The 12,086-nt window shown below is 66.1% G+C and carries 11 protein-coding genes; 8 read left to right on the top strand and 3 right to left on the bottom strand.

Features of this window, described 5'->3' with window-relative positions; all coding sequences use genetic code 11:
• Window positions 1-121 precede the first annotated feature (121 nt).
• Window positions 122-358: a ferredoxin gene (locus ACPDIT_RS07795; protein ID WP_423442635.1), complete on the top strand. Its 237-nt coding sequence runs from the start codon at window positions 122-124 to the stop codon at window positions 356-358.
• A 273-nt stretch (window positions 359-631) separates the two neighbouring features.
• On the opposite strand, the gene ACPDIT_RS07790 is transcribed toward ACPDIT_RS07795, so the two are convergent.
• Together ACPDIT_RS07790 and hpt are read right to left on the bottom strand one after the other, a co-directional pair.
• The gene (locus ACPDIT_RS07790; RefSeq protein WP_423442634.1) at window positions 632-1,966 is read right to left on the bottom strand and encodes a nicotinamide-nucleotide amidohydrolase family protein; all 1,335 of its coding nucleotides are present in this window, start codon (window positions 1,964-1,966) and stop codon (window positions 632-634) included.
• Window positions 1,967-2,027: 61 nt separating this feature from the next.
• A complete protein-coding gene (gene hpt / locus ACPDIT_RS07785; protein WP_423442633.1) occupies window positions 2,028-2,705 on the bottom strand; it encodes a hypoxanthine phosphoribosyltransferase in 678 nt (225 codons plus the stop codon).
• Window positions 2,706-2,877: 172 nt separating this feature from the next.
• Here hpt and ACPDIT_RS07780 point away from each other — a divergent pair, with 172 nt between their 5' ends.
• The gene (locus tag ACPDIT_RS07780; protein ID WP_423442632.1) at window positions 2,878-6,477 is read left to right on the top strand and encodes a WD40 repeat domain-containing serine/threonine protein kinase; all 3,600 of its coding nucleotides are present in this window, start codon (window positions 2,878-2,880) and stop codon (window positions 6,475-6,477) included.
• A gap of 30 nt (window positions 6,478-6,507) precedes the next feature.
• Here the strand turns inward: ACPDIT_RS07780 and ACPDIT_RS07775 are convergent, their stop codons facing one another.
• Window positions 6,508-7,077, bottom strand: coding sequence for an ECF-type sigma factor (locus ACPDIT_RS07775; RefSeq protein ID WP_423442631.1), 570 nt, complete (start codon window positions 7,075-7,077; stop codon window positions 6,508-6,510).
• Between the two features lie 210 nt (window positions 7,078-7,287).
• On the opposite strand from ACPDIT_RS07775, the gene ACPDIT_RS07770 reads away from it, so the two are divergent.
• From ACPDIT_RS07770 to ACPDIT_RS07745, 6 genes are all read left to right on the top strand, one after another.
• Entirely contained in the window at window positions 7,288-7,923 is a 636-nt protein-coding gene (locus ACPDIT_RS07770; protein ID WP_423442630.1) for a tetratricopeptide repeat protein, read from the top strand.
• A complete protein-coding gene (gene lepB, locus ACPDIT_RS07765; RefSeq protein WP_423442629.1) occupies window positions 7,907-8,554 on the top strand; it encodes a signal peptidase I in 648 nt (215 codons plus the stop codon). The genes ACPDIT_RS07770 and lepB overlap by 17 nt, the downstream gene beginning before the upstream one ends.
• Before the next feature lie 1,602 nt (window positions 8,555-10,156).
• Window positions 10,157-10,516 (top strand): FtsB family cell division protein, encoded by a 360-nt coding sequence (locus tag ACPDIT_RS07760; RefSeq protein ID WP_423442628.1) that lies wholly within the window; start codon window positions 10,157-10,159, stop codon window positions 10,514-10,516.
• Window positions 10,517-10,731: 215 nt separating this feature from the next.
• Window positions 10,732-11,292, top strand: a complete 561-nt coding sequence (gene frr / locus ACPDIT_RS07755; RefSeq protein WP_423442627.1) for a ribosome recycling factor — start codon at window positions 10,732-10,734, stop codon at window positions 11,290-11,292.
• Window positions 11,293-11,329: 37 nt separating this feature from the next.
• Entirely contained in the window at window positions 11,330-11,566 is a 237-nt protein-coding gene (locus ACPDIT_RS07750; RefSeq protein WP_423442626.1) for a MoaD/ThiS family protein, read from the top strand.
• Window positions 11,567-11,575: 9 nt separating this feature from the next.
• On the top strand, window positions 11,576-12,010 hold the full coding sequence (locus ACPDIT_RS07745; RefSeq protein WP_423442625.1) for a molybdopterin synthase catalytic subunit: 435 nt from the start codon (window positions 11,576-11,578) through the stop codon (window positions 12,008-12,010).
• Window positions 12,011-12,086: the final 76 nt, after the last annotated feature.

Here is a 12,086-nt window from a genome sequence, read left to right as displayed (position 1 = left end):
CGGGCAGCTCGTGGTCCGTCCCCGGATTCCGGCTCCGGGACCGCACTTTCCTCGATTCTTTGGCATTTGCCATTCGGGCCAACCGCCTCTATAAATGCCGCAACCGAAAGGAACAGGCTTTATGGCAGACAAAGCGAACAAGTATCCGGACAACGTCCCCGGCAAATACTACGTGGACAACCAGTGCATCGATTGCGACCTGTGTCGCGAAACCGCGCCCAACAATTTCCGTCGGAACGAGGAGGGCGGGTACTCCTACGTGTACAAGCAGCCCTCCACCCCCGAGGAAGAGGCCCAGTGCAAAGAGGCCAAGGAGGGTTGCCCCGTCGAGGCCATCGGCGACGACGGAGATCAATAAGTGCCTGCAATCCCGCTGCAGCGTTCCGGCACTCTTTTCCGCCCGCGGGTCACAAGCGTTGATGGCCCGCGGGCGTTTTGCTGTTCCTCCCCTCCCGCAACCCGATCACCGGATTTCACTGGCCGTTCCCGGTGCTGCGCGCTTTTGGCTGCGGGGATCTCGTCGCTCCCCCGCATTCCAAAACCCGGCCGCAATTGAGCCGGCCGGGGCATCCTCAGAGCGCAATCATTGACCCGGCTCAGGGGGCCCGAACCACCCTCATTTTCTGGCCGTTCAGAGCCCCTCGGCCTTCTCCAACAAGGCCCGACGCAACAGATCCAACGCCTGCGTGATCGTGACGGCCTTGAATGTTTCCCGATCGAAAGGGTTGAACCTGTGGATCACCCGGGTGGGCGCGGGCCCCGCCAGAGCGATGTAAACCGTGCCCACGGGTTTGTTCGGCGTCCCCCCGGTGGGCCCGGCAATGCCCGTCGTGGCCAGGGCGTACGTGCTCCGCGCCCTTTGCCGCGCGCCTTCGGCCATTTGACGGGCCACCTGTTCGCTCACGGCGCCATGCCGTTCGAGCGCGGCCGGTTCCACACCGAGGCAGTCCACCTTGGCCGCATTGCTGTACGTCACCCAACCGGCCAGGAATACTGCCGAGGCTCCGGGAACGTTCGTCAGCCGGTGCGCCAACCCACCGCCGGTGCACGACTCGGCCACGGCCAGGGTCTCGCCCCGGCTGCGTAACAGCTCGAGTACCACCTGCTCCAGGGAGACTTCCCCCCGGCCATACACCGCCGGACCGAGGGCCTCGACCACCGCCTGTTCCGCTCCCGCCACCCGTTCCTGCGCCCCCGCACCGCGCGCCGTCAGCCGAACGTCCACCAGCCCGGCCATCGCACAATACCCCACCTCCACCCCCATCTCTCTCCACCGCGCCAAAGGCCCCGCCAGTTGTTGTTCCACAGCCGATTCCCCCAAGCCCACCGTGCGCAACGTCACGCCGGCCCACGCGTCCCTCACCGGCAGTACCTGCCGAAGCAAAGGCACGACCGCCTCATCGAACATTGGGTACAGCTCGCGCCCCGGCCCGGGTAACAGGAGCACCCAACTCCCCGCGGCCCTGTCTCCGACTGCCTCTGCGTCCGCCGGTTTCGCCCCGATGATTGCGCTCGCCCGCTGCCGAAAAACATTCGGCCGCACTTCCAACGCCAACCCCGGAGCGGTCCCGTGGGGATTCGGCAGGACACGGGCCCCTTCCGGAACCAGCGCCTGCACGCGGTTCCGCGGCGGCATTGACCGCCCTCGCGCCGCATAGAAGGCCTCCAAATGCCGGAGCACCTCCGGATCCTCCCGCAGCGGCCGACCCAGCAACCGCGCAATCTCCTCTCGCGTGCAATCGTCCGAAGTGGGCCCCAGCCCGCCCGTGACCACCACCAGGTCGGCCCGTCCCAACGCTTCTGCCACGGCGTCGCAAATGGCTCGCGCCTGATCCGGCACCGTGGTCTGCCGAGTCACCATGTACCCCAGCTCCGTGAGCCGGCGACTCAACCACCACGCATGCCGGTTCAGCCGCGCCCCCAGCAGCAGTTCAGTTCCCGTGTGAACCAGTTCGACGGTCACCATGCCCAAGTGGAGATCCTCCCGGGTGCCGCCTCCATACAACTCCGGGACAACGGGTGGTTCGTCACACCCGCCTGGCAGTGCGCCCGGCGCTGTGGCGCGCCGCCGGGCCGTTCCTGGCCGAACCCCTCTCGGTCTCCACCACCTCGGCCCCGTCCAATAATTGCGGATGCAACACCCCCACAAACGGCAAGTGCCGGTACCGCTCCGCGTAATCCAAGCCGTAGCCCACCACGAACAGGTCCGGGATCTCGAAACCCACGTAGTCCGCTTTCACCGGTTCCACCCGACGCCCCTTTTTCTCCAGCAGCACACACACCCGCAGCGACCTTGGCCGCAGCGCTTCCAGCTTCTCCAGCACCCGTCGCAGCGTCCGACCCGTGTCCAAAATGTCATCCACCACCAACACGTCCCGCCCTGCCACATCCAGCTTCAGCTCTTTTGTGAACACCAGCCGACCCGGCACCGTGCCCGCTCCGTAGCTCGACACACCGATGAAATCCAGCCGCAGCGGCAGGGTCAGATGCCGAATCAAATCGGCCAGAAACACCAGCGTCCCGCTCAACAACGCCACCAGAACCAAATCTCGCCCCTGGTAATCCTTCTGAATTCTTCGCGCCAACGCGCGCACCCGACGCGCCAGGCGTTCTTCCGGGATCAACACCGCGGCCACGTCCCGACGCCAGACCCGGGGAACCAGCCCGCCCCTGCGGGACAACGCAACCACAGGAACCGCTTTCATCAAGCCCGCAGGCTAAAACGAGGCGTCACCCGCCTGAAAGCTCTTTCCTGCATGCTCCCGGTCGCCAGACCCTTGCCAAAGCGGGCCCACGCCGGCGGGGGCAACCAACTCACCTTGAATCCGTGGCGGAAATCCGGTCCAAATGGCGCATGTTCTAAGGGAACAGACCGCCATGAAACCGGCGCAAGACCCAAAACCCCGAACCGAATGCGAGCTCTTTCTCGAGGCGCTGGAGCAGCCCACTCCCGAGGCCCGCGCCGCACTCCTGCAGGAGGTCGGCGCCCGGGACCCCGCCCTCCGCGCGGCCGTGGAGACGCTGCTCCGCCACCACAAGCAGGACGACTTCCTCGAGACCCCCGCCCTGGCACGTCTGGCCACCCACGAGGGCCCCCCCATCCGCCTCGTCTCACCGACCTCGGAAGTCCCCGAAAAGCCCGGCGACCGCATCGGTCCTTACAAGCTGCTCCAGCCCCTCGGCGAAGGGGGCGTGGGCATCGTCTTCATGGCCGAACAGGAAGCCCCCATCCGGCGCCGCGTCGCCCTCAAAGTCCTCAAACCGGGCATGGACACCCGCGCCGTCATTGCCCGCTTCGAATCCGAACGCCAGGCCCTGGCCCTCATGGACCATCCGAATATCGCGCGCGTGTTCGATGCCGGCACCACCCCCAGCGGCCGCCCCTTCTTCGTCATGGAGCTGGTCCCGGGCCTGCGCATCACGGACTATTGCGATCGACACCGGCTGCCCCTCCGAGAACGGCTGGCGCTCTTCATCCAGGTGTGCGAAGCCATTCAACATGCCCACCAAAAAGGCATCATCCACCGTGACATCAAACCGTCCAACGTCCTCGTCACCCACCAGGACGGATCGCCACGGGTCAAGGTCATCGATTTCGGCATTGCCAAGGCGCTCGACCACCCCCTCACCGACAAAACCCTTTTCACCGAATTGCGCGCCTTCCTCGGCACCCCCGCCTACATGAGCCCTGAACAGGCCGACCTCCGCAGCCCCGACATCGATACCCGCTCCGACATCTACAGCCTCGGCGTCCTCCTCTACGAATTGCTCACCGGCCTGACCCCCTTCGACGAACAGGAACTGGCCGCTGCCGGCCTTGACGGCATGCGCCGCATCATCTTGGAACGCGACCCCGTCCCGCCGTCCCAGCGGCTGCTCGCCCTGCCACTGGGAAAACGCTCCGCCCTGGCGGCCCTGCGCGGGATCGACCCTCACCGGTGGCCCAAACTGCTCAAAGGCGACCTCGACTGCATCGTCACCAAAACCCTGGAAAAAGACCGCTCCCGACGCTACACCACCGCCCACGCGCTCGCCCAGGACATTCAGCGTTACCTCCACTCCGAGCCCATTCAGGCGCGACCGCCCAGTACCCTTTACCGGCTCCGTAAAATCATCCGCCGACACCGCCTCGTTTCCGCCACCGCCGCCGCGGCAACCCTCGCCCTCCTCCTCGGCCTGGCCCTCACCTCCTGGCAGGCGCACCAAAAAGATCTCGCCTACCAACGCGCGCTGCAGGCCGAACAGGAACAAGCGCGCCTCCGCCAGGAAGCCGAAACCGCACGTCAAGACGCCGAGCTGCGTGCCCATCTGGCCCGACTTCACGCCTACGCCGCGGACATGAACCTCGCCCACCAGGCCCTGGTTGCCAACAACCTCGGCCGTGCCCGCGAACTGCTCGACCGACACCGGCCCGCCACCCCGACAGGCCCCCACAGCCCCATCCCCGGCAGTGTGCCCCCGGTTGCCAGGCCGGAGCGCGACCTTCGCGGATGGGAATGGCGATACCTGTGGCAGCTCTGTCAAAGCGACGCCCTCTTCACCCTCGTCACACTCCCGCACGAAATCACCCGCTTGAGCATCTCGCACGACGGCCGGTGGCTCGCCATCGGCCAGCAGGGCCGCCATGGCATCTTGCTCTGGGACCTGCGCACGCGCCGACAACACTCCCATCTCCCCCCGGACACCGCAGACGAACCCTTCGTGTTCAGCCCCACGGCACCCCTCTTGGCTTTCGTCTCCCCGCGAGAGCAACCAGCCCCGCCCGGCCGGGGCACCACCACCGAAGTCCATCTCTGGGACATCCAAACGCAAACCCTCCGCGGCAGCCTCTCCTTGCCCGGTCCTGTAACCGCGCTGGCTTTCTCCTCCGATGGCGATCGCCTCCTGACCGTCAGCGACGACAGCACATTCACCCTTTGGCGCATCTCCGACGCCTCCCCCGTGGCCCGGTTTCAATTCCCGTACCCCAGGGGCCCGGGCAATCGCCCCGTGCTCGGCAGCCGCACCACGGTGACCCCGGACCTCGCGCTGGCCGCCCAAGCGATCAGCGACGGACACGTGCGCGTCCTCGACCTCACCACCAGCCGCGAACTGTGGAATGCCCGCGTGGCCGAAGAGCATGTCACCGCCCTGGCACTCTCCCCGGACGGCCAATGGCTCGCGTCGGCAGGCGGGTTCGTAGAGTCCACCGTCCGTCTTTGGAACGCCACCAACGGGCAGGCCGTGGCCCGCTTGGAAGGTCACCGCACCTACGTACGCACCCTCGTCTTTTGGCCCCATGGCCGAACGCTGGCTTCCGGCAGCGGCGATCAAACGATCCATCTTTGGGACCTCGGCCCGCTCCTGGCCCGGCCCAACTCCCTGACACCTGACTCGCCGTCCGGCCCCCGCATCCTCGCCGGGGCCGGCACCGACTGGGTGCTCTCACCCCGTACCACCCTGCGCGGGCATCGCCTCGAGGTTTGGAGCCTCGCCCTGGCCCCGGACCGAACCATCCTCGTCAGCGGCGCCAAAGACGGCCAAATCTGCGTTTGGGACACCCAGGCGCCTCAGCGCCGCAAGTTGCCCATCACGCTTCCCGCACAGGTCGAAGCCTGGACCTTTACGCCGGCGGGCGACGCCATTCTTACCCTGGACCAGGCTGGCCACGTGGTCCGATGGTCGGGGTCCACGTTCGAACTGTCCCTGCCCTTGCGAAACCTCGGATCGCCACCGCGCGGCCCGGCCCATTTCTCCCCCGACGGTGGTCTTCTGGCCGTCACCACGTCCGAAGGCTCGGTTCAGGTCTGGTCACTCGAAACGGGCCAGCTCCTCATCGAACTCGGGCAACCGGAAAACCGGGAACGGCTCGTCGGCTTTTTGAGTCCTTCCAACCACCTGATCACGGTCCAACCCTCTGCAGCGCTCTACCGCGGATGGGACCCGTCCACCGGCCGGCTGCTGTGGGAGTGGCACACACCGCCATGGAAAGGCCCCACCAAAGTCCAGCTCTCCTCCCACGGCCCGTGGCTCATCAGTCTCGCCCCGGACGATTCGATCCTTCTGCGTCTCTTGCCGGACGGACCCGAGCAACCGGTCTCCCTGCCTCTTCGACAGATTACTGCCGCGGCAATGTCTCCTGACCAGCGCTGGTTGGCTGCCGTCAGCCTTCAGGGCACAGGGCTGCTGTTCGATCGGCAGCGCCAACTTGTGTCCGCCCCCGTCCAGGGCTTCCTGCAGGGCGCTCACTCCGTTGCCTTCTCTCCGGACGGACGGCGGATCGCCATCGGCAGCAACGGCAACGAGGCAGTCAAACTCTGGGACGTGGAGAGCCTGCAGGAGTTGCTCACTCTGCCCGGACAGGGCTCGATCTTTAACCAAACCGCCTTTTCGCCCGATGGCAATCTCCTGGTCTCCTGCAACATGCAGGGCACTCTCCATATCTGGCGGGCACCCTCCTTCGAGGAAATCGCGCGCTGGGAAAGCTCCGCACCCTGAGCCCGAAGCCACGCTGCAAACGAACCTGGTTCAGTTCTCCGGCTGCAACCTGCGTCGCAACCACGCCCGCGCAAAGGCCCAGCGACGCTCCGCCGTCCGCACCGGCAGCCCCACCACCGATGCGGCCTCTTCCATCGTGAGTCCCACAAAATACCGGAGCTTGACCAGTTCGGCCGCCACCGAATCTTCCGCAGCCAGCGCATCCAGGGCCTCGTGCACGGCCAGAACCTCCTCCGCCGGCGGGTCGGTGACCGCGCAACCCTCTTGGAGTTCGACCCGCTCGGCTCCGCCTCCGCGCTTTTGCGCCCGGCGACGCCGCGCCGCTTCCACCAGGATCCGTCGCATCGCCTCGGCCGCCACCCCAAAAAAGTGCGCCCGCCCCGTGGGCGCTTCCTGCCCCGGCCCGACCATCCGTAACCACGCCTCGTGGACCAACGCCGTCGGTTGCAAGGTCTGCCCCGGTGCCTCCCGCGCCAGCATCCGCCCCGCCATCTGCCGCAGCTCCTGGTACACCAGCGCCAGTAACCGATCCGCAGCCTCCGGCTCCCCCCGCCGCATCGCTTGCAGAAGTTCAGTCACCGTGCCCACGGGCCGTAACATGAAACCGCCCTCCCAGCCGGTCAAGGTCCCTCCCCGGCGCGTGCCCGGGAGTGGCGGAATCAGCGCTTCCTTTGCGCATGAAAGGGCGTGAGAGCAAAAACCAAACGGCAGAACCGCCTGATTCGCGTAACCCGATCGCGGACGCAGACGTAAGCAGGTGCGATGAGTGGGCTCAACTCCAAATCGAGAGCCGGGCGACCATCGAGCGGCTTGGAACGATGGCGTCCCCTGATCGTGGCCGGCCTGCTCGGGTTCACCGCCGGTCTGTTCTGGCCATTCCGCCCTTCGGGGCCCGAGCCTCAGCCAACTTCAGGAATCGATCCGCGCGTGGCCTGGCGCTCCTTTTCGGAAGTGGACCTGGCCCGCGCCACGCTCGAAACCATCGCCCAAGAGTACATCCTGCAGGCTCAAACCAAAATCGCACGTGCCCTGCTCGATCGAAACTCCGCCAGCAACCGCGCGCCCGCCGCATCCCAGCGGGATCTCTTGGAAGCCATCGAACAACTCGAAGAAGCCCTGGCCGAGTTCCGCGGCACGGGTCTGGAGCCCGAACTCATGCGGCCGCTCCTCCTCGCCCTCAAACACGCCGGCGGTTACGACCGCTGGCTGGAGTTGTACCTGGAGGCTGCCTACCGCTTTCCCACTCATCCCTTGGCCGCAGATTTCCGAAACGACGCCCTGCGCATTGGCCAGAGCCTCGGCCGGCAAACCGAGCTGGAGCGCGCCCTGAGCTACCTGCAACAAGTTCCGGGACCCTACCTGGCCGGGATTTACGAACAGGCGCCTCTGGCGCACCTCCCGGCGCCCGCAAGTACGGTGCCTGCCGAACATGAGCCACCCCTCTGACGCCACCGCAGGTGCCCGAGCCCGCAGGCAGCGCAGGTGGCTGGCCGTCGCCATGACGGTCGGAGCGACGCTGGCGGTGCTGAGGTTCCGCTTCATGCTGGCCGTGGTCCAAGGTGAAAGTATGCTGCCCACTTTGGCCCCGGGCGATCTGCTGGTCATTGACACCCGCGCCTATGTCCGATCCGCCCCGGAACGCGGTGACCTTGTCATCGCCCGATGGGGCGACGAACTTCTCGTGAAACGGATCGTTGGTCTGCCCGGAGAAATGGTCGAGCTGCGCGCCGGACGCGTGTGGATCAACGATCGCCCGCTGCAAGAGACCCATCCCCTCCTCGAGGGCAACCTGCGCCTCGGCAAAGGCCGGCTGCGCCCCAACCATTACGCCCTGCTCGGCGACAACCGGACGGTCTCCGACCTTCTTCCGTTGCATGCCGTCGTACCCCGGGAGGGCATCTTGGGAAAGGTCGTCGTCGTCCTCCCGCTCCGCCCTCGCGCCGGACCCACCGGCACCCCCTGCCCCTCCAACGGCCACGCATTGCAACAACCCATGATCGACCTGATGAAGGGCTGCCGAGCCGCTGAAATCAGCGCCGTTCGTTCCCCTGAAAGGATTCAAATGGCTCCATCCTGAATCGGGATGCCCTTGCCAAGGTGTTCGATCCATCCTTGTACGAACCAGCATGCAGCCTCTCTTGAACCACCGGAGGTCACGTTCCTGACGCATGCCTCTTTCGAGGATCGGGAAAGCCACAACCTCTTATCGGGTTACTCCCGAACCCCTGCCACGGCACGCTCGCCGGTCGTCGCAGGGCTTCTGCGCCCCGGACCGCTGCCGGTCCTCAGGGGTCGGGCGGCAGCCAGCGGTTGCCATCCGCCGCGATCAGGCAGCGAACGAGGGACCTGAAAACAGCCTTCCCTCCCAAAAGGCAGCCGCCGGGGTAACGCGGTGCGTCCACGGGTGCCCCGCCGTGGAAGCCGGGGCAGCCGCCGCGTAAACGCGGCGCATACGTTCCGGATGGACTTTCCGCCAACTCCCACAGCGGCCCATGCATCTGGAGGCGCCGGCTGCCGCCGTCAGGCCGCTTGCCCAGGCATCAAGAAACCGGACGCCCATCCCGAAGGTACCGGCTCGTGCAGCCTGGCGGCTGCGGAGGCCGTCCTTCGTAACAGTTCGTCGTCGCGTCGCGCCCACTCCACAGGGCGTCGGGATACAGCCCGTGGGACCATTTCCCGCGGGTTTCTCCTGACGACCACCAACCCGCGTTTGCGTACTCTGCGCGCTCTCTGGGCCTTGCTTTCTGCGCGTTCTGCGTGCTCTGCGGACCTCCTCCATGCCGCAGAGCTGTAATTTTGAGCATGGCTCCCGTGCGGCCCTTGGTGGCACACAGGTGACGATTGGTCGGAACCAGGGGACTGAGGTTGGGAAAAAGAGACACTGGGCCCGGGCTTACCGAGTTCCACGCATGCCGGTTCGGGACTGCTCCCATCCATTTTGGCAAGGTCCTCGCACGACCTTTTCCACAACTTACTGGACGCTCCTTGGTTCGACGTTCTATTCCCCAAGCCTGCCAGACCGAAATCCTGCACTTTCATGGCGGCGGCAATCCCGCTCGTGGCGGGAGCGTATCAGTAAAACCCGGTCTTTTCGGAGGAAGCCCGTTAACCGGAGCGTCGCCCCGGGCCGACGAATCGCGGCCCCCTCGGGGGGCGAATCCACGGCGCGCCGAAGCCGCATCGTATCCACCAGCCCCGGGCACACTCCGGGAACTCGGTCCGCCAAACGCACCGCCCCCGGAACCGGCGCAACCCGCTGCCCCCATCGCAAGCCCCCGCCGTGCCGCGCAACAGGAGCGCAAGGATCGGTGCCTTCGCCGGGATTCCGGATTCCCGTAGGCCCGTTGCTTCTTCGTCGCTCAGGTGCAAAGACGTACACCGTGTTGGGGCTGAAAGGGAAAGGACTCGCTAAACACGATCTCGTGCCAGATCCCCGGCCCCGGTCGAGACCCTCGCAGGACCCAACGAGCGGTGGAGGCCGCGGCGTTTTCGGAGGGCGACCTCGGAGTTTTTTGCGGGCGTTCGCAGTTTTGCCGGCAACAGTGATCCTCAGCGACCTGCCGATCCCCACAGAGCCGTCTGGAAACCCTTCCGGCTGCCCGGCGCGTTCTCGTTCCAGAGAACATGGAGTCCTCAACCGTTGGCAACGGCGGCAAGATTTGGGCTTTTCGGATCGGGCATGCGGGGTTTAACTGAGGACGTGAACGCCGAGCCGGGGATCTGGAATCGTTTGATCCGATGGACCACGCGCCTGCTGGTGGCTGCCGTGGTTCTGGGCGTGCTGGTCCTGGCGGCCCAGTGGTATCTACCGGTGATCCGCCAGCACGAGCGGATGCGTCGGGAGCTGCTGCGGCTGGACCAGGAGATCCAGCAGGAAGAACAACAGGGCCGGCAAATGAGTGCGGCCATTCAGGCGTTACGGGAGGATCCGAAAGTGGTGGAACGGCTGGCCCGGGAACGACTCGGGTACGCCCGGCCCGGCGAAACGGTGATTCGCTTCGAACCCCCGGTGACGAACCCTGCCCCTGCGTGGCGTTAGCTCGTGGGTCCGGAGGCAGGCAGCTGGCCCCGGATCGCGCACCGTTGACTTCAGCCCGGCTCGCAATTCGGCCATTCTGCTCCACACGGCCCCGCCTTCGACCCGACGACCATCGCGCCCTCGACCGGAGCGCCGGCAGACCCGGGAAACCCGCCCGTCCTCTTGTCGCTTGCCCCTATACAGCCCGACCGGTTTTTGTTAGCGTTTGCGGTACTATGACACTTGACGAGATCCTGCTGGAGGCCGAGGAAAAGATGTCCAAGACGGAGCAGATCGTCTTGCGCGAGTTTGCCGGCGTACGCACGGGCAAGGCCTCGCCGGCTCTGGTCGAAAACATCATGGTGGAAGCCTACGGCGGCCAGATGCGGATCCGCGAGCTGGCGGGCATCACCACGCCGGAGCCGCGCGTGCTGGTGATCCAACCCTGGGATGCCAGCCTCGTCCACGCCATCGAGAAGGCCCTGCAGAAGGCCAACCTCGGGCTCACCCCTTCCATCCAGGGCAAAACGGTCCGGCTCTACTTCCCCGAGCTCAGTCAGGAACGACGCCTGGAGTTCGTGCGCATCGTGCGCAAAATGGCCGAGGACGCGCGGGTGGCCATCCGCCACGTTCGCCGGGATGCGCTGGAGGAACTCCGCAAGCACAAGCACGACAGTGGCATTACGGAGGACGAGGAAAAACAGGCCGAAAAGGAGCTCCAAAAGCTCACCGACGATTTCATCGCCCGAATCGACCAGCACCTGGCGCACAAGGAGAAGGAGATCATGACCGTGTGACATCGGCCGGGACCCGGCCCCTCGCCCGGGTTGTCTCATGCGCGTTCTGTTTTTCGCCCACCTCAAAGATGTGACGGGTTGCGCCCACACGGAGCTGGACTGCGGGGAAGTGGACGCCGACGGTTTGTGGGATGCGCTGCTGCAACGGTATCCCGGCCTGGGCCCGTACCGTTCCACCGTGCGTCTGGCCTGCAATGCCCGTTATGCCGGTCCGGACACCCGCTTCGGGCCGTCGGATGAAGTGGCCCTCATTCCCCCGGTGTCCGGCGGCTGATCCGCGTCCATGATCACCCAGGTGACACTGACCACGCAGCGGCTGGAAGAGCTGCCGGGACCGCCGGCCACGGCCGGGCCCGTGGGGGCGCAGGTGGAGTTTCTGGGCATCGTGCGCAGCGAGGAAAACGGCCGTCCGATCGCGGCGCTCGAGTACGAGGCCTATCAGCCGATGGCCGAATGTGAAATCGAGCGACTGCTGAACGAACTGGGCTCCGCTCATCCCTGTCACACGGTGCAGGTCCTTCACCGGCTCGGGATCGTGCCCGTGGGGGAAGCCGCGATCATCGTTCGCGTCCTGGCCGCCCATCGCCAGGAGGCGTTCTCCCTGCTGGCGCGTTTCATGGACCGGCTCAAACAGGACGTGCCGATTTGGAAGTGCAAAGCCTGGACGCGGGAGGAACTGGCGCGGCGATTTCACCCGGGCCCCTTCCGGCCCTCCTGACGAGGCCCGACTCCGGCGCTCCGCCGATGAGCGCCGCATTTGCCAGTGGCAGAACCGGCCCGTTTGCGGCATGCTG

It is taken from the genome of Limisphaera sp. VF-2 (assembly GCF_049537125.1).
Classification (GTDB): domain Bacteria; phylum Verrucomicrobiota; class Verrucomicrobiia; order Limisphaerales; family Limisphaeraceae; genus Limisphaera.
Note: the sequence above shows the minus strand (reverse complement) of the source record. Positions and strands in the feature narration are given on the sequence as shown.

What these genes read in the sequence shown, in the direction of transcription:
- ACPDIT_RS07795 (WP_423442635.1), top strand. Translation starts at nt 122, where the DNA reads ATGGCAGACAAAGCGAACAAGTATCCGGACAACGTCCCCGGCAAATAC.
- ACPDIT_RS07790 (WP_423442634.1), bottom strand. Translation starts at nt 1,966, where the DNA reads ATGGTGACCGTCGAACTGGTTCACACGGGAACTGAACTGCTGCTGGGG.
- hpt (WP_423442633.1), bottom strand. Translation starts at nt 2,705, where the DNA reads ATGAAAGCGGTTCCTGTGGTTGCGTTGTCCCGCAGGGGCGGGCTGGTT.
- ACPDIT_RS07780 (WP_423442632.1), top strand. Translation starts at nt 2,878, where the DNA reads ATGAAACCGGCGCAAGACCCAAAACCCCGAACCGAATGCGAGCTCTTT.
- ACPDIT_RS07775 (WP_423442631.1), bottom strand. Translation starts at nt 7,077, where the DNA reads ATGTTACGGCCCGTGGGCACGGTGACTGAACTTCTGCAAGCGATGCGG.
- lepB (WP_423442629.1), top strand. Translation starts at nt 7,907, where the DNA reads ATGAGCCACCCCTCTGACGCCACCGCAGGTGCCCGAGCCCGCAGGCAG.
- ACPDIT_RS07760 (WP_423442628.1), top strand. Translation starts at nt 10,157, where the DNA reads ATGCGGGGTTTAACTGAGGACGTGAACGCCGAGCCGGGGATCTGGAAT.
- frr (WP_423442627.1), top strand. Translation starts at nt 10,732, where the DNA reads ATGACACTTGACGAGATCCTGCTGGAGGCCGAGGAAAAGATGTCCAAG.
- ACPDIT_RS07750 (WP_423442626.1), top strand. Translation starts at nt 11,330, where the DNA reads ATGCGCGTTCTGTTTTTCGCCCACCTCAAAGATGTGACGGGTTGCGCC.
- ACPDIT_RS07745 (WP_423442625.1), top strand. Translation starts at nt 11,576, where the DNA reads ATGATCACCCAGGTGACACTGACCACGCAGCGGCTGGAAGAGCTGCCG.